Source organism: Streptomyces sp. NPDC059787 (assembly GCF_042732315.1).
Taxonomy (GTDB): Bacteria; Actinomycetota; Actinomycetes; order Streptomycetales; family Streptomycetaceae; genus Streptomyces; species Streptomyces atrovirens.
The window spans coordinates 18,530-36,903 of sequence record NZ_JBHWHX010000053.1; the positions used below are offsets into that span (position 1 = coordinate 18,530).

The window sequence follows — 18,374 nt, forward strand, 5'->3', positions numbered from 1 at the left end:
GGGCGGCCCGCCCCCTTCTTCCTGTTCCTACCGTGCCCGCGCGGCGGCCTCGGTCCGCTCCGGGCGCTCCGCGGCGCTGGGCCTCGCCCGCCCGGAACCACTCCGGCCGCGCCCCCGGCCGCCCTTGCCGTCACCGCCGTACGCGTCGAGCACGACGGCGAGCGGCGATGCGGTCAGGACCGACGAGTACGTGCCCACGAGCATGCCGATCAGCAGCGCGAGCGCGAAGTCGGTGAGCGAGTCGCCGCCCAGCAGGGCCAGCGCGGCCAGGATGAAGATCACACCGATACCGGTGTTGACCGTACGGGGCACCGTCTGCAGGATCGCCTGGTTGGTGACCTGCGCCAGCGGCGCCCTGCCGTCCTTGCGCCACAGCTCGCGGATCCGGTCGAACACCACGACGGAGTCGTTCACCGAGTAACCGATCACGGTGAGCAGCGCGGCCAGGAACACACCGTCGACCGGCTTGCCCAGCCAGGCGAAGACACCGGTCAGGATGACCACGTCGTGCGCCAGGGCGGCCACCGCCCCCGTACCGAACATCCAGCGGAACCGGAACGCCAGGTACAGCAGCTGGGCGCCGAGCGCCAGACCGAGCGCGATCAGCGCGTTGCGCCGCAGCTCGTCGCCGAGGCTCGGGCCGATCAGCTCGTCGCGGACCTTCTCCGCCCCGCCGCCGACCTCCGCGACGGCGTCGGCCACCTCGACCGCCTCCGCGTTGGTCAGCTCCTCGGTGCGCACCGTCAGCTTGTCGTCCCCGGAGGACTGCACGACCGCCTGCGGGAAGCCGGCGTCGGCCAGGGCCGCACGGGCCCGGTCCGGGTCGACGGTCTCACCGGTGGAGTACTCGATCAGCCGGCCACCGGTGAACTCCACACCGAAGTTCAGCCCGCGCACCACGATGCCCGCGCCGGCGACGACGAGCACCACGGCGGACACCGCCAGCCAGCGGCGCGGGCGCCGCATCAGCTGCGGGTCGCGGCGGGTCAGGTACGTACGGACCCGGCCGATGGAGGCCAGACCGGTGGCCTTCGGACGCCGGTGCACCCAGCGGCGGGCCACGGCGAACTCCGCGAGCACCCGGGTGATCACCAGGGCGCTGATCATGGAGGCGAGGACACCGATGCCCAGCGTGACACCGAAGCCCTTCACCGGACCGGACGCGAGCAGGAACAGCAGCGCCGCCGCGATCAGCGTGGTGACGTTGGAGTCCGCGATGGCGCTGAACGCGCCCTTGAAACCGGCGGTCAGCGCCGAGCGGCCGCTGGGCCGGTTGCGCTTGCCGTACTCCTCCCGGGCCCGTTCGAAGACCAGCACGTTGGCGTCCACGGCCATACCGATGGCCAGCACGAAACCGGCGAGACCGGGCAGGGTGAGGGTGGCGCCGAGGGCCGCCAGACCGGCGTAGGAGATCAGGCCGTAGCAGAGCAGGGCCAGGGTGGCCAGGACGCCCATCAGCCGGTAGACGACGATGATGAAGAGCGCGGTCAGCGCGGTGCCGGCGACGGCCGCCCAGGCGCTGGCCTCGATGGCCTCGGCGCCCAGCGTCGGGCCCACGGTCCGCTGTTCCACCGTCTCGACCGGCACCGGCAGGGCGCCGCCCTTGACCAGCAGGGCGAGCTCCTTGGCCTCGTCGCTGGTGAAGGAACCGGTGATCTGCGTGGACCCGCCGGTGATGCCCGTACCGCAGGCGACGGACGGGTCGACCTGCGGCGAGGAGATGATCTTGTCGTCCAGCACGATCGCGATCCGGCGCTGCGGGTCGCCCGCCGGGTGGCAGGCGGCCTCGCCGGTCAGCTTCGCCCAGCCCTTGCCGTCCTCGAAGTCCACGGTGACGTGCCAGCCGGCGCCGCCCTGCTGGTCGAAGAGGCCCTCGGCGTCCTTCACGTCCTGGCCGGTCAGCGACGCGGCGGCCAGCCGCAGCCGCTCGCCGGACTGCTCGTCGGGCAGGACGCGTTCGCCCTCCGGCCGGGCCTTGTCGGACCCGGTGGCGGTGCCGAGCACCGGGTGCACGGAGAGCTGCGCGGTACGGCCGAGGACGTCGGCGGCCTTGCGCGGATCCTGTACGCCGGGCAGTTCGACGATGATCCGGTTCTCCCCGGAGCGGACGATGCCCGGTTCGGCGACGCCGAGCGCGTCGACCCGGCCGCGCAGCACCTCCAGGGTGCGGTCGGTGGCCTCGGCGTCGGCCTTCACGGTCTCGGTGGAACGGGTCTCCAGCACGATCTGGGTGCCGCCCCGCAGATCCAGGCCCAGACGGACCGGGACGGTGACGGCGACGAACACGGACAGGGCGATCACGGCGAGCGCGAACAACGCCCTGACGCGGGCGGGACGTTTCACAGATGCCTCCAGCAGGCACGCGGAAAAGAGGAAGAGGGGATCTCAGGTGCTGGAGGCCGTGGGCGGGGCGCGCCCCAGGTCCGACGGCATGTGCGCGGCGGCGGGCGGCGCGTGCCCGGCCGCCGGCGCGGGCCGGGCCGGGCGGGGCGGGACCGGCGGCGTGTGCGCCGCGGTGAAGAGCAGATGACCGGCGGGCACCGTCCGCTCACCGGTGTCCCGCTCCGGCCTGGTGAACAGGGTGCGGGCACCGACGTAGGCGTCGTCGCCGTACGGACGGGTGTCGGACTGGTACGCCGGGGCGGCGGAGGAGGCGGCGGCGGGGGCGAGTTCCGTGCCGTGGGTGAACCCGAGGGTCAGCAGCACGGCCGCGAACGCGGCGAGGGCCGCCGCGGCGGCCCGGGACGGAAGGGCGGAGCGTCCCCGCCGGCCGGCGGTCAAGGTTCGACGAGCCCGGCGCGGATCGCGTAACGGGTCAGTTCGAGGCGGTCCCGCAGCCCCAGCTTGTGCAGCAGGTTCTCGCGGTGCCGCTGGACCGTCTTGACGCTGATGAACAGCAGCTCGGCGATCTCCTTCGACGAATGGCCCTCGGCGACGAGCTTGAGCACCTCCTCCTCGCGCGGGGTCAGCAACTGCTCCGGCGCCTCCTCGCCGTGCCGGACCCGGTCGAGGTAGTTGCGGATCAGGGCGGTCACCGCCCCCGGGTACAGGAACGGCTCGTCCCGCATCGCGGCCCGGCAGGCGGCGACCAGGTCCCGGTCCGCGACGGACTTCAGCACATAGCCGCCGGCCCCGGCCTTGAGCGCCTGGAACAGGTACTGCTCGTTGTCGTGCATCGTCAGCATCAGGATGCGCAGCCCCGGCTTCAGCGCGGTCAGCTCGCGGGCGGCCTGCAGACCGGTCAGCCGTGGCATGGCGATGTCCAGGACGGCCAGGTCGACGTCGTGGGTGCGGGCCATGGCGATCGCCTCCGCGCCGTCACCCGCCTCGGCGACCACTTCGAGGTCCGGCTCCCGGTCGAGGATGAGCCGCACACCGCGCCGCACCAGCGCGTGGTCGTCGGCGAGCAGGATCCGGATCGTGGGGTCCGTCCGGCGGTCGCCGTGGGTGTCGTGGGTGTCCTGGTGGTTCATGACTGCTTCCTGACGGTGGGCACGGTCAGCCGGACCCGGGTACCGGCCGGTGTCGCGGAGGTCTCGCCGGGGCCGGAGATGTCCAGTCCGGCCCCGATCAGCAGGGCCCGCTCCCGCATCCCGCGGAGCCCGGCGCCCTCGCGGGCGGCACCGATGCCGCGGCCGTCGTCGCCCACCTCCAGGACGACGCACCCGTCGGCGGCGCGCAGGCTCACCTCCACGCACCGCGCCTCGGCGTGCCGCGCGGCGTTGGTCAGGCTCTCCTGCGCCACCCGGTAGATCACCAGCTCCGCCTCGTGGTCGAGAGCGGGCAGGTCGGAGTCGAAGCGGCGCAGCACGCGCAGCCCGGTGTGCGTGGCGAACTCGGTGGCCAGCGAGGTGACCGCACTGACCAGGCCCAGATCGTCCAGGACGCCCGGACGCAGCCGGCGCACCAGCCGGCGGACCTCGTCGAGGCTCTCCCGGGTGATCTCCTGCGCCTGCTGGAGCTCACCGCGCAGCGGCTGGGACGCCTCGTCGGCCGCCCGCTTCAGGGCCAGCAGCACGGCGGTCATGCTCTGTCCGACCTCGTCGTGCAGCTCCTGGGCGATACGGCGCCGCTCGCCCTCCTGGGCGAGGATGGCGCGGGCGCTGCTCGCGACGCGTTCCCCCTCCAGCCGCTCCAGCATCGAATTGAACGTGCTGACCAGTTCGGCGACCTCGCCGCCACCGCGCACGGGCAGCCGCTGACCGGGGCGCAGCAGGTCCACGGTGGTCATCAGCCGCGTCACCCGGTCCAGCGGGGCGAGGCCGATGCGCAGCAGGGCCGCGTTGGCGACGAGCATGACGCCGAGGCCGCCCACCAGGATCACCGCCTCGGTCAGCAGCACCGGAACGGACACGGTCACCGGAGCCCACAGCAGCAGCGCGGTGGCACTGCCCAGCACCACCGCGTTGAGCCCGAAGATCCGCCAGTACAGGGACACGGAGGTCACGCCTTCCTCTTTCTCGTCTGCCTCTACTGTCGGTCACCGTGCCGTCCTGTGCGGCCGCGGCCCCCTTGTCCCGGCGGACACCGGCCAGCCTGCACCAGGAGCGGCCCCCGGTCGATGGGCCCCGCGACCCATTTCCGCCGGCCCGCCCGACCCACACCGGGCGGGGTGGGTCCTCGGACCCCGCTCAGATGGGTACCGCGCCCGATGGGCGCCGGGACGGAAGCGGGCGAGGCTGGGGACATCATCCGTACGTCACATTCGTACGTCACCGTCTCCGAGGAGGACCGTCCGTGTCGCTCGACCTGCCCCGCACCGAGACCCGTACCGCCCACCCGGCCGCCGACGAGGTCCGGCAGCGTCTCGAACACGCCCGTACGACCCGGCTCGCGCAGCTCAAGGCCCTCGACGAAACGGGGCAGAGTCCCGGCGACCACCTGATGTCCAACCAGAGGGACGCCATCCGGCGTGTCCTGAAGGAGATCGAGGAGGCCTTCGCGCGCGTCGACGACGGCACCTACGGCACCTGCCTGGGCTGTTCCAAGGCCGTACCGCCGGAGCGGCTGGAGATCCTCCCGCACACCCGGTACTGCGTCGCCTGCCAGGGCCGCGCCTGACCCCGACCGTCCCTCCTTCTCTCCCGCTCTGCCCAAGGGGTGCAGTGGTGACCCACCAGACCATCGGCGAGCGCGACACGGTCCTCGACGACGAGGACCTCGCCGCGCTGCGCGAGAACCTGCGCGAGCAGCGGCTGTTCCGGCAGGAGCAGCTACGGCAGTTCGCCGTCCACTCCTCGAACCGTGCCGACGACCGCCGCCAGACGGAGGCTGCCCAGATCGAGGTGGGCGTCAAGCTCGCGGCGTCCGCCCGCATGGTGCTCGCCGACGTCGAGGCGGCGCTCGCCCGGATGGACTCCGGGCAGTACGGCACCTGCCACCTGTGCCGCCGCGCCGTCGAACGCCACCGCCTGCTGATCGTCCCCCAGGCCCGCTACTGCGGGCGCTGCCAGCAGGTGAGGGAGGCCGGCCGGTGACCGTGATCCGGCGTCCCCTCCCGGCACCGGTACGGCACCGGCACTGGCCGCTGTGCCGGCGCTGCTCAGGTATCGCTCTCGACCTGGGCAGCGCCCGCACACGCGCGTGGATCGCCGGACGGGGCATGGTCCTCGACGTGCCCACCGTGACCTTCCCGGGCACCGGCGCGATCCACCCCATCCAGCGCGGCACCATCGTCGACACCCCCGGCACGGCGCGGATGCTGGAGCGGCTGCTCGGGCACCGGCTGCCCCGGATCGGCCGCCCGCTGGTCGTCGTCACGGCGCCGGTCCTGGACGGGCTCGCCTTCCGGACCGCCGCCCGCACGGCCGTCGAGATCCTCCGCCCGCGCGCCGTACTGACCGTCCCCGGCGCCCGCGCGGTGGCCCTGGCGGCGGGCGCCGACCACATCCGGCCACTGCTCGTCGTGGACATCGGCGCCCACCTCACCGAGGTGGTGCTGCTCGTGGACGGCGCGGTCACCGACGCCCGCCGCACCGCGCTGGGCACCGCCGACCTGGCCGACGGCACGTCACCCGGCGACATCACCGAGGCGGTGGTCGACATGGTGACCGCGATGCTGCGGCAGGACCGCACCGGGCTCACCCGTGCCGCCCTGCGCCGGGGCGTCCTGCTGGCCGGCGGCGGCGCGCTGCGCCCCGACATCACCCGCGGCCTCCCCGCCGGCCTCGGCTGCGCGGTCCAGCAGGTCCCGTCGCCGCACACCGCCGCCGTCCGGGGCGCCGCCGGCCTCCTCGCCTCGGCGCACCACCACCCCTCGGGCACCGGGACCGTCTGACCGGCCCGACCGCCCGCGCCCCGCCACCGGAAGGAGCCCTGACGTGGCCGGCGAGATCCCTCCGGCACAGCCGCCCCCGGGCCCGCCCCCGCGCCCCCTGCTGTGGCGCTGGCGGCACAACCCCCTGCGCCGCCGCACCGACACGCTCCACGCCTGGCTCGGCCTCGGGGCGCTGATCGCCGTACTGGCCGTGGCACCCGTGGCCGCCGTCCTCGCCGGCGACGCCGCCCGCCGGCATTACGAGGACACCGCCCGCCACCAGAACCGGACCCGGTACGAGACGGACGCGACCCTCGTCCACGACGCTCCGCGCCATCCCGAACCGGGCTCGGACGAGGAGAAGAGGACCCGCTACCCGGCCGAGGTCCGCGTGGTCACCCGCGAGGGGCGGACCCGCACCACCCGGGCGGAGGTCCGGCCGGGGCTGACCGCCGGCAACGCCGTACGCATCTGGGTCACCGCCGACGGCGACGCGACGGACCGGCCGCTGACCCGCAAGGAGGTCCGCAGCCGCACCATGGGGTGGGCCCTCCTCGCCGCCATCGGCGTCGCCCTCACCGGCGCCGCCGCCCACGCCCTGACCGGCCTGACCCTGCGCCGCCGCAACCTCGCCGACTGGGACACGGCCTGGGCGGAGACGGCCCCGCGCTGGACGACACCTACGTGAGGAGTGGTCACCGGGGCTCGGCCGTGAGGGCCTCGACCCGGCATCCCCTCGTGAGCCCGCGACCGGCAGGTGACATCGCCGGTCGCGCCCGGAGGAGCGAAACTTTCGTTTACTCCACATCGGAGTTCGACGCATCTCCGACGCGTGGCGCAAGTCCCCTGAATTTGACCGGTTCAGTACATCCATTGAGCTGGTATTACGTGAATCCTTCTCTGTTCTTGATCAAGCGAAGATTTCGAAACATTCACCGAAACTGTTGACGGTTGACGCGTGCAGACCAACACTGTCCGGCATCGAACCCCCACCGAGCCGCACAGGAGGCGTACCACATGCACGTGTTCGCCCGACCGAGAGGCCGCAGACGCGGCCGCCTGCTGCCGAGCGTCAGAAGTGCCTGGACCATCGCACTGGCCGCCGTCACCGCACTGCTCCTGACCGCCACCACCGCCACCGCCGTCACCACGAACCAGACCGGCACCAACAACGGCTGGTGGTACTCGTTCTGGACCGACTCCCAGGGGACCGTCTCCATGGACCTGGGCTCCGGCGGCAACTACAGCACCCGGTGGAGCAACACCGGCAACTTCGTGGCCGGCAAGGGCTGGAGCACCGGCGGCCGCAAGACCGTCAGCTACTCGGGCTCCTTCAACCCGTCCGGCAACGCGTACCTCACGCTCTACGGATGGACCACCGGCCCGCTCATCGAGTACTACATCGTCGACAACTGGGGCACCTACCGGCCCACCGGCGAGTACAAGGGCACCGTCACCAGTGACGGCGGCACGTACGACATCTACAAGACGACCCGGTACAACGCCCCCTCCATCGAGGGCACCAGGACCTTCGACCAGTACTGGAGCGTGCGGCAGTCCAAGCGCACGGGCGGCACCATCACCAGCGGCAACCACTTCGACGCGTGGGCCGGCAAGGGGATGAACCTGGGCAACCACAACTACATGATCATGGCCACCGAGGGCTACCAGAGCAGCGGCAGCTCCAACATCACCGTGAGTGAGGGCAGTTCCGGCGGTGGCGGCGGCGGTGGTGGCGGCGGCGGTGGTGGCACCGGTGGCTGCAACGCGACCCTGTCGGCCGGCGAGAAGTGGGGCGACCGCTACAACCTCAACGTCTCGGTGAGCGGATCCAGCAACTGGACCGTCACGATGCGGGTCCCCTCCCCGGCGAAGGTCTCCTCGACCTGGAACGCCGGCGCGTCCTACCCCGACAGCCAGACCCTCGTCGCCAAGTCCAACGGCAGCGGCAACAACTGGGGCGCGACGATCATGGCGAACGGCAACTGGACCTGGCCGACGGTCTCCTGCAGCGCAGGCTGACCCCTCACGAGGAGGACCACCGCAGATGACCACCGGAAAAGTCCCCCGGTCCCTGGTGTCGGGACTGGCCGTCGCCGCGCTGACCCTGGCCGGCACCGCCGGCGCGACCCTCGACGCCGCACCGGCGCACGCCGCCGCCTGCAACGGCTACGTCGGACTCACCTTCGACGACGGCCCGTCGACCGGCAGCACCATGAACCTGCTCAACGCGCTCAGGCAGAACGGGCTGCGGGCCACGATGTTCAACCAGGGCCAGTACGCGGCCGCCAACCCCTCCCTGGTCAAGGCCCAGGTCGACGCCGGCATGTGGGTCGCCAACCACAGCTACACCCACCCCCACATGACCCAGCTGAGCCAGTCCCAGATGGACTCGGAGATCGCCCGCACCCAGCAGGCGATCGCCAACGCCGGCGGCGGCACACCGAAGCTGTTCCGTCCGCCGTACGGCGAGACCAACTCGACGCTGCGCGCGGTCGAGGCCAAGTACGGTCTGACCGAGATCATCTGGGACGTCGACTCGCAGGACTGGAACAACGCCAGTACCGACGCCATCGTGCAGGCCGCCTCCCGGCTCACGGGCGGCCAAGTCATCCTGATGCACGACTGGCCGGCCAACACCATCGCCGCGATCCCGCGCATCGCGCAGAACCTGGCCTCCCGGGGCCTGTGCGCCGGCATGATCTCCCCGCAGACCGGCCGCGCCGTCGCCCCCGACGGTTCCGGCGGCGGGGGAGGAGGCGGTGGTGGCGGCACCGCCTGCACCGCGACCCTGTCCGCGGGCAGCCGCTGGGGCGACCGCTACAACCTCGACGTCTCGGTCAGCGGCGGCAGCGACTGGACGGTGACCATGAACGTGCCGTCCCCGGCGAAGGTCTCCACGACCTGGAACGTCAGCGCCTCCTACCCCGACAGCCGGACCCTCGTCGCCAAGCCCAACGGCAGCGGCAACAACTGGGGGGTGACGATCATGGCGAACGGCAACTGGAACTGGCCGACGGTCTCCTGCAGCACGGGCTGAGCGAAGGGCGAGCCGCGGCACGCGTCGTGCCGTGGCTCACCCCGTGCCCGGTCGAAGATGGTCGCGGAACCAGCCCGCGGCGAGTTCGGCGACCTGCTCCAGCGCGCCGGGCTCGGGAAAGAGATGGGTCGCGCCGGGCACCACATGGACGCGGTGCGTCGCGGACAGCCGGCCGGCGGCCTCGCGGTTGAGGCCGAGCACCGTCTCGTCGTCGCCGCCCACCACGAGCAGCACCGGGCACGCGACCAGACCGAGCGCGTCGCCCGCCAGGTCCGGGCGCCCGCCCCGCGACACGACCGCCGACACCCGCTTGGGGCGTTCGGTGGCGGCCACCAGCGCCGCCGCCGCTCCCGTACTGGCCCCGAACAGGCCCACGGGAAGGTCCACGCCGTCCGGGCGCTGCTCCAGCCAGTCGACGGCATGCGCCAGCCGCCGGGCCAGCAGACCGATGTCGAAGCGGTGCCGTCCCGTCGCGTCGTCCTCGCGCTCCTCCTCCGGGGTCAGCAGGTCCAGCAGCAGCGTGCCGAACCCCGCCCCCTGCAACGCGGTGGCGACCGCCCGGTTGCGGGGGCTGAGCCGTGAGCTGCCGCTGCCGTGCGCGAACAGCACCACGGCGCGCGCCCCGGCGGGGATCACGAGGTCCCCGGGCAGGGCCGCCGCACCCGAGGGGACCGTCACGGACTCGGAGACCACGCCTGTCACCTCCTCAGTCGGTGTCGTCGGTGGCACGTCCGACGGGCAGCAGGCCGCCGATGTCCCTGGGCAGCGCGGCGACCAGCTTCTCCGTCAGCTCCGGGGTGAGGGCCGCGTCGAGCACCTCCAGTACGGCGGCGGCCTCGCGCACGGCCGCGTCCTCGTCCGTCTCCGCGCGTCCGGCGATCCGTCCGGCGAACGTCGTCAGGTCGAAGCGCTCGCCCGAGGTGGTCTGCCGCATGGGCGCGGCCAGGGTCGGCGGCAGCTGGGCGGCCACATGGCCCGCCAGCCCGGACGGCAGCCGTTCGGCCAGCGTACTCAGCACGGCCCGGGTCGCCCGCTCGGACGTTCCCCGGTCCGGCAACCGAGTGAGAGCCTGCACTTTTCCGATGAACTCGTCGTGCTGCATGAGGCGCTGTCCTTCCTCATGGTGCGGTTGGGCAACGGGCGAGTACCCGGAACGGGTCCGCACCAACGAACGCCGGTCTGCCACCGGGAACGGCGGCTGCCCGGCCGGCGCGAACGTGACGGAGGAGGTGCCCGGCGTGCGTGTCCCCCGTACCGGTCCCACCCGCGACCCGGTCTCCCGGGTCCGTTCCGGAACGATCGGCCGCCGCTCCCCGCGGACCGGCACCGAACCGGATCACCGCGCGCAGCCCGCTGCGGCTCACCCGCGCCGTCTGTCGCGGTCAGCGGTCCAGTTCGTCCTCCACCGGCGGTTTCGGCACGTCACGCAGGTGCTGGGACTGGCCCTGCCTGCCGCCCGCACGGGCCTGCTCCGCCTGCTGCGCGGGGCTCAGGCCGAGGTCGGAATCGGGGTCCACACGCACCGACCGGGTCACCTCCTCACGATTGGCGTACTGCTCGGCGGGAATGCCGCGCAGCGCCTTGACCACGTCCGGCGCGGCACCCGACCGACTGGCCGCCTGGACCAGGTCGTCCTTGCCGGCCGGGAAATCGACGTCCTTGATGGCGCTCACCACGTCCCGGGCGCTCGTCCTGTGGGCCATGGCTCCTTCTCCCTCGTCGCGGTACTGGGACCACCCGGGTAACCGTCATCGCCCGTCCCTCACCTCTGAGAAAGCCCCGCTACGACGACTCCCGCACCACCAGCTCCGTGGGCAGCGTCCGCTGCTGCCGGGGCCCGCCCTGCTGGGTGATGCCGGTGAGGATCCGGGCCATGGTGCGGCCTATCTCCTCCACCGGCTGGCGCACGGTCGTCAGCGGCGGGGCGGTGTGGCGGGCGAGGACGGAGTCCTCGTAGCCGACGACGGCGACGTCCTCGGGGACCCGCAGCCTCCGTCGGCGCAATTCGGCCAGGGCGCCGACCGCCATGAGGTCGGAGGCGGCGAAGACGGCGTCCAGATCCGGGGCGCGTTCAAGTAGCGAACGCATGGCACGGCAGGCGCCCTCCTCCGTGAAATCGCCCTCCTCGACCAGGAGTTCGTCCGCGGGCACCCCCGCCTCCCGGTGCGCGGTGTGCCAGCCGGCGAGCCGGCTGCGGCCGACGTCCATGTCCAGCGGGCCGGTGATCGTGGCGATCCGGGTCCGGCCGCGGTGCAGCAGGTGCCGTACCGCCGCGGTGGCGCCCCCGGCGTTGTCGGAGTCGACGTAGCTCAGCCGTTCGCCCGCGTCGCGGCGGCCGGCCAGCACGGTCGGCAGGCCCATCTCCTCCAGCATGCCCGGCAGCCGGTCGTCGGCGTGCACGGAGACCAGCAGGACGCCGTCCACGCGGTGCGTCGCCACCGTCTCGGTGAGCTGGTCCCGTTCGGCCTGGTCGCGGACGAGCATGAGCTGCAGCTGGGTCCGGCTCTCCGCGAGGGCGCCGCTGACACCGCGGATCAGTGCGGCGAAGAACGGTTCCGAACCGAGCCGGCTCTCCGACTCCGGGATCACCAGGGCCACCGCGTTGGTGCGGTTGGTCACCAGGCCGCGGGCGACCGAGTTGGGAACGTAGTTCAGCTCCTTGATCGCGGCCAGGACCCTCGCACGGGCGTCGGCACTGACCAGGTCCGAGCCGTTGACGACGCGGGAGACCGTGGTGCGGCCCACGCCTGCGCGGGCCGCGACCGTTTTGATGGTCGGACGGCGGTTGCCGCTCATGTGCTCCCCCCTGGACGGCCGCGACGGCGATGCCTGCCGCGGAGTTGACCTGCGGCAATTCTTGCAGACGCCGCCGTCGGCCCAGCACCCCCCGGGGGCGGGACGGCGGACGCGGGACCCGCTACGGGACGACGAGTTGGTTTCAAGTTATTGACAGACCTGTCCGCCAGCCATGAGTCTTCGTTGCGCGGTGGGAACGTACCCACCCCGCAATGGGCACGTTCCCATCCCTGTCAGAGCCGCTGTAGTCATCGCAGAACTCGTCACCTCGGTGTGTCAGCGCCGTCGCTAGGAGGAGATCCATGGGCACTTACGGTTCGTTGCGCAGGAAGGCGGTGGCGTCGGCCGCCGCCGTCGGCGCGCTGGCACTCGTCGTCGGCTGCGGCGGCAGCGACGACTCGGTCACCGGTGGCGGCAAGAAGGACGGCAAGGTCACCATCACCATGGGCCTGTACGGCGTGATGGGCCTCAAGGAGACCGGCCTTCTCGAGCAGTACGAGAAGGAGAACCCGAACGTCGACATCAAGGCCGACATCGCCGGTGACGAGCAGACGTACTACACCGCGCTGCAGACCCACCTCGCCGCCGGCAACGGCCTGAAGGACATCCAGGGCATCGAGATCGGCCGGGCCAAGGAGATCACCGAGACCCAGGCGGACAAGTTCGCGGACTTCTCCGACGTGGCCGGCACCGACCACTTCCTGCCCTGGAAGGAGTCCCAGATCAGCACCGCGGACGGCAAGGTGCTGGGACTGGGCACCGACATCGGTCCCATGGCCGTCTGCTACCGCAAGGACTACTTCGGGCAGGCCGGCCTGCCCACCGACCGCGAAGAGGTCGGCAAGCTGTGGGAGGGCGACTGGAGCAAGTACGTCGAGGTCGGCCGCACCTTCAAGAAGGACTTCAAGGGCGACAAGGTGGCGTTCACGGACTCGGCCAGCGGCCTGTTCAACGCCATGGTCTACGGCTACCCCGAGCAGTACTACGACGAGAAGGGCGAGCTGATCTACGACAAGAACCCGGCCGTCAAGGAGGCCTGGGCCCTGTCCGCCGATGCCGCCGAGGAGGGTCTGACCGCCAAGCTCCGCCAGTTCCAGCCGGGTTGGGACCCGGGCCTGGCCAACGGCACGTTCGCGACCGCCGTGTGCCCGGCCTGGATGCTCAGCCACATCAGCGAGAAGGCCGGTGAGGCCAACAAGGGCAAGTGGGACGTCGCCAGGGCGCCCAAGGGCGCCAACTGGGGCGGCTCCTTCCTCGGTGTGATCGAGCAGAGCCCGGTGAAGGAGGAGGCCAAGAAGCTCGTCGCCTGGCTGACCGCGCCGGAGCAGCAGGCCCACATCTTCAAGGAGATCGGCAACATCCCGTCCTCCGAGAAGGCGCTCCAGGCCGACGAGGTGAAGAACGCCAAGTCGGAGTACTTCGACAACGCGCCGATCGGCCAGATCTTCGGTGCCGCCGCGCAGGAGATCCCGGACAAGCAGGTCCTCGGCCGCAAGGACGGCACGATCAAGGACACCTTCTCCCAGGGCCTGGCCCTGGTCGAGCAGGGCACCGCGCGCGACAAGGCGTGGAAGACCACCACGGAGCGCATCGAGAAGGCCGTCGGCTGACCGACGCCTCCCGCGGCCGCCCGGGCCCGTCGGGCCCTGTCGTCGGACTCCCGCCCGCCTCACGACGCCGTGCACGCTCCCCGGAGAGGCGTCCCCCTCGCCGCACCGGGCCCTGACCCGAGTACGTCCGGTACAGGGTTCAGGGCCCGGCGCTCCCCGGCCTCAGACCGGGGAGACCCCCGGAGCACGCACCTGACGCCGTGAGGCCCGCCCCACGGGCGGCCGGCGGAAGCCCGACGACAGCCCCGGCATCCGCCGACGGGCCCGGGCCCCGCCTCACACATCCGCATCCAGGAAGGAAAAGTCCGGTGGCCACCTCCACCACCAAGGCCCTGACCGGCGAGGAGCCGCCGGCCCCGCCCGGCACCACGGGCGACGGCAGGACCGCCCGCCGGCGCGGCGCATGGCTGCACCGGCTGGACGTCAAGGGCGCCCCGTACGCGTTCGTCGCGCCGTTCTTCGTGGTCTTCGCCGCGTTCAGCTTCTACCCCCTCGTCTACACCTCGTGGATCTCCCTGCACGACGTGGAGCTGGCCACCCTCGACGTCATGGAGTGGGTGGCGTTCGACAACTACGTCGAACTCTGGGGCGACTCACGGTTCTGGAACGCGCTGCAGAACACCATCACCATCGGCGTCATCTCCACGGTGCCGCAGCTGATGATGGCGCTCGGCCTGGCGCACCTGCTCAACTACCGGATGCGCGCCTCGCTGTTCTTCCGCGTCGCCTCGCTGGTCCCGTACGCCACCTCGGTCGCCGCCGCCGCGCTCGTCTTCACCATGATCTTCGAGCGTGACTTCGGCATGATCAACTGGGCGCTCGGCTCGGTCGGCATCGACCCGGTGGACTGGGAGGCCGACAAGTGGCCCGCCCAGGCGGCCATCTCCACCATCGTCATCTGGCGCTGGACCGGCTACAACGCGCTGCTCTACCTGGCCGCCATGCAGGCCATCCCGGCCGAGCGGTACGAGGCGGCGTCCATCGACGGAGCGTCCCGGTGGAAGCAGTTCACCCACGTCACCGTCCCCGGTATCCGCTCCACCATCGTCTTCACCATCGTGCTCTCCACCATCGGCGCCACCCAGCTGTTCGGCGAACCGCTGATCTTCGGCCAGGGCCCCAACGGCGTCACCGGCGGCGCCGACAACCAGTACCAGACGCTGGGCCTGCTGCTGTACGAGGAGGGCTGGAAGCACTACCAGATGGGCCGCTCGGCGACCGTCGCCTGGGCGATGTTCATGCTGCTCGTCCTCGCCTTCGTGGCGCAGCGCCTGATCAAGCGCCTGCGTTCCCGTACGTCCTGACCTGGAGTCATCATGACCACCAACAGCCTCCCGGTCCGGACGGAGCCCCCGGTCCGGACCCCCGTCGAGAAGCCGGCCGGCCGCGGCCGCCGCCGGCTGCTGCGCCAGGGCGCCGGCCGCCAGCACCACGCCGGGCCGCTCGCCTACGTCCTGCTCGTCGTCATGGCGGTGCTGTCGATCTTCCCGCTGTACTGGACGATGGTGGCGGCCTCCACCGACAACACCCGGGTCAGCCAGACCCCGCCGCCGTTCCTGCCCGGCCCTAACCTGTTCAGCAACCTCGCCCGGGCCTGGGACGAGGCGGCGATGGGCAAGGCCATGGTCAACAGCCTGATCGTGGCCGGCGTGATCGCCCTGTCCACGGTGATGTTCGCGACGCTGGCCGGGTTCGCCTTCGCCAAACTGCGGTTCAAGGGCCGCAACGTCCTGCTGATGCTGGTCATCGGCACCATGATGGTGCCGCCGCAGCTCGGCGTCGTACCGCTGTTCATGATGATGTCCGAGCTGGGCTGGTCGCAGCAGCTGCCCGCCGTCATCTTCCCCACGCTGGTGAGCGCGGTCGGCGTGTTCTTCATGCGGCAGTACCTGTCCGAGGCGCTGCCCGACGAACTCGTCGAGGCCGGCCGCGTGGACGGGGCGCACTCGCTGCGGATCTTCTGGAGCATCGTGCTGCCCGTGGCGCGGCCCGCGATGGCCGTCCTGTTCATGATCACGTTCGTGCACGCGTGGAACGACTTCTTCTGGCCGTTCGTGGTGCTCGACATGACCAACCCGACGGTCCCCGTCGCCCTCACCCAGCTCAGCGCGGGCTATGTCCGCGACCAGTCGCTGATCATGGCGGGCGCGCTGCTCGGCACGCTGCCGCTGCTGGCGATGTTCATCGTCTTCGGCCGCCAGATCGTCAGCGGCATCATGGCCGGCGCCGTCAAGGGCTGACCCGCACCCACTCCGCCAGGCCTTCGCCTGCCGACTCCCCTCACACCGAAAGGACTTACGTGGTCACCGCACAGCAGACCGCGTCCGCCCCGGACGCCGCCCGCACCTTCCCCAAGGGCTTCCTCTGGGGCTCCGCCACCGCCTCCTACCAGATCGAGGGGGCCGCCGCCGAGGACGGCCGTACGCCGTCCATCTGGGACACCTACGCCCGCACCCCGGGCCGGGTCCGCAACGGCGACACCGGTGACATCGCCACCGACCACTACCACCGCTGGCGCGAGGACGTCGCCCTCATGGCCGAACTCGGCCTGGGCGCCTACCGGTTCTCCCTGGCCTGGCCCCGGATCCAGCCCACCGGCCGCGGCCCCGCCGTGCAGAGGGGCCTGGACTTCTACCGGCGCCTCGTCGACGACCTGCTGGACAAGGGCATCCAGCCCGTCGCCACCCTCTACCACTGGGACCTCCCGCAGGAGCTGGAGGACGCCGGCGGCTGGCCGGAGCGCGCCACGGCCGAGCGGTTCGCCGAGTACGCGGCCCTCGCCGCGGACGCCCTCGGCGACCGGGTGAGGACCTGGACGACGCTCAACGAGCCCTGGTGCAGCTCCTTCCTCGGCTACGGCTCCGGCGTGCACGCCCCCGGCCGCACCGACCCGGTCGCCGCGCTGCGCGCCGCCCACCACCTCAACCTGGGCCACGGCCTGGCCGTCCAGGCGCTGCGCGACCGCCTTCCCGCCGCCGCCCGGTGCTCGGTCACCCTCAACATCCACCACGTCCGCCCGCTCACCGACAGCGACGCCGACGCCGACGCGGTCCGCCGGATCGACGCCCTCGCCAACCGGGTCTTCACCGGCCCGATGCTCCAGGGCGCCTACCCGGAGGACCTCCTCAAGGACACCGCGGCGCTCACCGACTGGTCCTTCGTCCGCGACGGCGACCTCGGACGGATCCACCAGCCGCTGGACTTCCTCGGTGTCAACTACTACTCGCCCACCGTCGTCTCCGAGGCCGACGGCAGCGGCACCCACAACTCGGACGGACACGGAAACAGCGCCCACAGTCCCTGGCCGGGCGCCGACAAGGTCGCCTTCCACCAGCCGCCCGGCGACACCACCGCCATGGGCTGGGCCGTCGACCCCACCGGCCTGTACGACCTGCTGCGCCGCCTGTCGTCCGACTTCCCGAGGACGCCGCTGGTCATCACCGAGAACGGCGCGGCGTTCGACGACTACGCCGACCCCTCCGGGAACGTCAACGACCCCGCCCGGATCGCCTATGTGCGCGGCCACCTGGCCGCCGTGCACCGGGCCATCGTCGACGGCTCGGACGTGCGCGGCTACTTCCTCTGGTCGCTGCTGGACAACTTCGAGTGGGCCCACGGCTACGGCAAGCGCTTCGGCGCCGTCTACGTGGACTACCCGACCGGCACCCGCATCCCCAAGGCCAGCGCCCGCTGGTACTCCGAGGTGGCCCGCACCGGCGTCCTGCCCGGCGCCTGACCGGACGGGCGCGGTCGTGCACGCCGTGCCGATGACCACTGCGCTGTGTGCCGAGGACCGGGCGGCACCCCGGTAACGGGGGAATCCGGTGACGCCACCGGAACGGGGGGACCGGCCCACGCGCCGGTCCCCCCGGGAGGGCGGGCCGGTCTCTCAGGCGGCCGTGTCGATCAGGAGGTGGGAGCGGGCGGTGGTGAACAACCGCCGCTGTTCGCGAGATGCCCGCGGGTTGCCGTCGTGTCGACCTCTCCCCGCCGCTGCCGGTCGAGAGCAGGCGGCAGGTGCTGCTGGCCCGGATCGACGCCTTCATCACGCACAACCTGTCCGACCCGGAGCTGAGTCCGGCGACGACAGCCGCGCACCACCACATCTCCGTACGTCTCCTGCACGCCCTGTTCGAGGAGGAACCGGAGACGGTCGGCGCCACGATCCGCCGCCGCCGGCTGGAACGCACCCGCGCCGACCTCGCCGACCCGCGACTGCGGCACCGGACGATCGGCGAGATCGCCCTCCGTTGGGGCTTCCGCCACCCCGCCGACTTCAGCCGCGCCTTCCGGCGCGCCTACGGAATCTCCCCCAGCGACTTCCGGCACACAGCCTGACCGAAAGTTTCGCCGTCGACGGCCCGAAGAACAGCCGGACACTCAGGTGGAACGGCGCTCCGGAAGCCTCCGAAACATTCGGCCCCGTCCCGGCCCCCCACACCTCCTCGGGCGGAGCCGTACTCACCGGTCGCGTGAGGCGGTGGGCGGTACGCACGGGCGCCGCCTCTCCTGCCGGGCCTCGCGCCGACGTGGCGCCGCACGCCGGGCCGGCCGTCCTTCCGTGGCCGCCCCGGCGCCCCCCACACCTCCTCGGGCGGAGCCGTACTCACCGGTCGCGTGAGGCGGTGGGCGGTACGCACGGGCGCCGCCTCTCCTGCCGGGCCTCGCGCCG

The 18,374-nt window shown here is 72.1% G+C and carries 19 protein-coding genes; 11 read left to right on the plus strand and 8 right to left on the minus strand.

Annotation, left to right across the window (positions count from 1 at the left end; genetic code table 11):
- Positions 1-27: 27 nt before the first annotated feature.
- The 4 genes from secD to ACFV5H_RS32520 are packed head-to-tail and all read right to left on the minus strand — an operon-like array spanning position 28 to position 4,447.
- A complete protein-coding gene (secD, locus tag ACFV5H_RS32505; protein WP_385198448.1) occupies positions 28-2,343 on the minus strand; it encodes a protein translocase subunit SecD in 2,316 nt (771 codons plus the stop codon).
- A gap of 42 nt (positions 2,344-2,385) precedes the next feature.
- Positions 2,386-2,781 (minus strand): hypothetical protein, encoded by a 396-nt coding sequence (locus tag ACFV5H_RS32510; RefSeq protein WP_385198449.1) that lies wholly within the window; start codon positions 2,779-2,781, stop codon positions 2,386-2,388.
- Complete coding sequence (locus tag ACFV5H_RS32515; protein WP_385054960.1) at positions 2,778-3,473, minus strand: response regulator; 696 nt, start codon at positions 3,471-3,473, stop codon at positions 2,778-2,780. The genes ACFV5H_RS32510 and ACFV5H_RS32515 overlap by 4 nt, the downstream gene beginning before the upstream one ends.
- The gene (locus ACFV5H_RS32520; protein ID WP_385054963.1) at positions 3,470-4,447 is read right to left on the minus strand and encodes a HAMP domain-containing sensor histidine kinase; all 978 of its coding nucleotides are present in this window, start codon (positions 4,445-4,447) and stop codon (positions 3,470-3,472) included. The genes ACFV5H_RS32515 and ACFV5H_RS32520 overlap by 4 nt, the downstream gene beginning before the upstream one ends.
- Positions 4,448-4,737: 290 nt before the next feature.
- Between ACFV5H_RS32520 and ACFV5H_RS32525 the strand changes: the two genes are divergently transcribed.
- The 6 genes from ACFV5H_RS32525 to ACFV5H_RS32550 all read left to right on the plus strand — a co-directional run bounded on the left by ACFV5H_RS32525 (position 4,738) and on the right by ACFV5H_RS32550 (position 9,296).
- Positions 4,738-5,061, plus strand: a complete 324-nt coding sequence (locus tag ACFV5H_RS32525; protein ID WP_385054965.1) for a TraR/DksA family transcriptional regulator — start codon at positions 4,738-4,740, stop codon at positions 5,059-5,061.
- Between the two features lie 47 nt (positions 5,062-5,108).
- Entirely contained in the window at positions 5,109-5,477 is a 369-nt protein-coding gene (locus tag ACFV5H_RS32530) for a TraR/DksA family transcriptional regulator (protein WP_385054968.1), read from the plus strand.
- Entirely contained in the window at positions 5,474-6,277 is an 804-nt protein-coding gene (locus ACFV5H_RS32535; RefSeq protein WP_385054971.1) for a rod shape-determining protein, read from the plus strand. The genes ACFV5H_RS32530 and ACFV5H_RS32535 overlap by 4 nt, the downstream gene beginning before the upstream one ends.
- Before the next feature lie 43 nt (positions 6,278-6,320).
- Positions 6,321-6,944, plus strand: a complete 624-nt coding sequence (locus ACFV5H_RS32540) for a hypothetical protein (protein ID WP_385198451.1) — start codon at positions 6,321-6,323, stop codon at positions 6,942-6,944.
- Positions 6,945-7,273: 329 nt separating this feature from the next.
- Positions 7,274-8,278: a glycoside hydrolase family 11 protein gene (locus tag ACFV5H_RS32545; protein ID WP_385198453.1), complete on the plus strand. Its 1,005-nt coding sequence runs from the start codon at positions 7,274-7,276 to the stop codon at positions 8,276-8,278.
- A 25-nt stretch (positions 8,279-8,303) separates the two neighbouring features.
- Entirely contained in the window at positions 8,304-9,296 is a 993-nt protein-coding gene (locus ACFV5H_RS32550) for a polysaccharide deacetylase family protein (RefSeq protein WP_385054979.1), read from the plus strand.
- A 36-nt stretch (positions 9,297-9,332) separates the two neighbouring features.
- Here ACFV5H_RS32550 and ACFV5H_RS32555 read toward each other — a convergent pair whose 3' ends face one another.
- From ACFV5H_RS32555 to ACFV5H_RS32570, 4 genes are all read right to left on the minus strand, one after another.
- Entirely contained in the window at positions 9,333-9,989 is a 657-nt protein-coding gene (locus tag ACFV5H_RS32555) for a dienelactone hydrolase family protein (RefSeq protein ID WP_385054982.1), read from the minus strand.
- 13 nt (positions 9,990-10,002) lie between these two features.
- Positions 10,003-10,398, minus strand: coding sequence for a DUF2267 domain-containing protein (locus tag ACFV5H_RS32560; protein WP_344559978.1), 396 nt, complete (start codon positions 10,396-10,398; stop codon positions 10,003-10,005).
- Positions 10,399-10,678: 280 nt separating this feature from the next.
- Entirely contained in the window at positions 10,679-10,999 is a 321-nt protein-coding gene (locus ACFV5H_RS32565) for a DUF2795 domain-containing protein (protein ID WP_385198454.1), read from the minus strand.
- 79 nt (positions 11,000-11,078) lie between these two features.
- Positions 11,079-12,092, minus strand: a complete 1,014-nt coding sequence (locus ACFV5H_RS32570) for a LacI family DNA-binding transcriptional regulator (RefSeq protein WP_385054989.1) — start codon at positions 12,090-12,092, stop codon at positions 11,079-11,081.
- 302 nt (positions 12,093-12,394) lie between these two features.
- Between ACFV5H_RS32570 and ACFV5H_RS32575 the strand changes: the two genes are divergently transcribed.
- The 5 genes from ACFV5H_RS32575 (at position 12,395) to ACFV5H_RS32595 (ending at position 18,040) form a co-directional block, all read left to right on the plus strand.
- The gene (locus ACFV5H_RS32575; protein ID WP_385054992.1) at positions 12,395-13,702 is read left to right on the plus strand and encodes an ABC transporter substrate-binding protein; all 1,308 of its coding nucleotides are present in this window, start codon (positions 12,395-12,397) and stop codon (positions 13,700-13,702) included.
- A 308-nt stretch (positions 13,703-14,010) separates the two neighbouring features.
- Positions 14,011-15,006 (plus strand): carbohydrate ABC transporter permease, encoded by a 996-nt coding sequence (locus tag ACFV5H_RS32580; protein WP_385054995.1) that lies wholly within the window; start codon positions 14,011-14,013, stop codon positions 15,004-15,006.
- A gap of 12 nt (positions 15,007-15,018) precedes the next feature.
- The gene (locus ACFV5H_RS32585; protein WP_385054997.1) at positions 15,019-15,942 is read left to right on the plus strand and encodes a carbohydrate ABC transporter permease; all 924 of its coding nucleotides are present in this window, start codon (positions 15,019-15,021) and stop codon (positions 15,940-15,942) included.
- 59 nt (positions 15,943-16,001) lie between these two features.
- Positions 16,002-17,438, plus strand: coding sequence for a GH1 family beta-glucosidase (locus ACFV5H_RS32590; protein WP_385198456.1), 1,437 nt, complete (start codon positions 16,002-16,004; stop codon positions 17,436-17,438).
- Positions 17,439-17,656: 218 nt separating this feature from the next.
- Positions 17,657-18,040: a helix-turn-helix domain-containing protein gene (locus ACFV5H_RS32595; RefSeq protein ID WP_385055003.1), complete on the plus strand. Its 384-nt coding sequence runs from the start codon at positions 17,657-17,659 to the stop codon at positions 18,038-18,040.
- Positions 18,041-18,374: the final 334 nt, after the last annotated feature.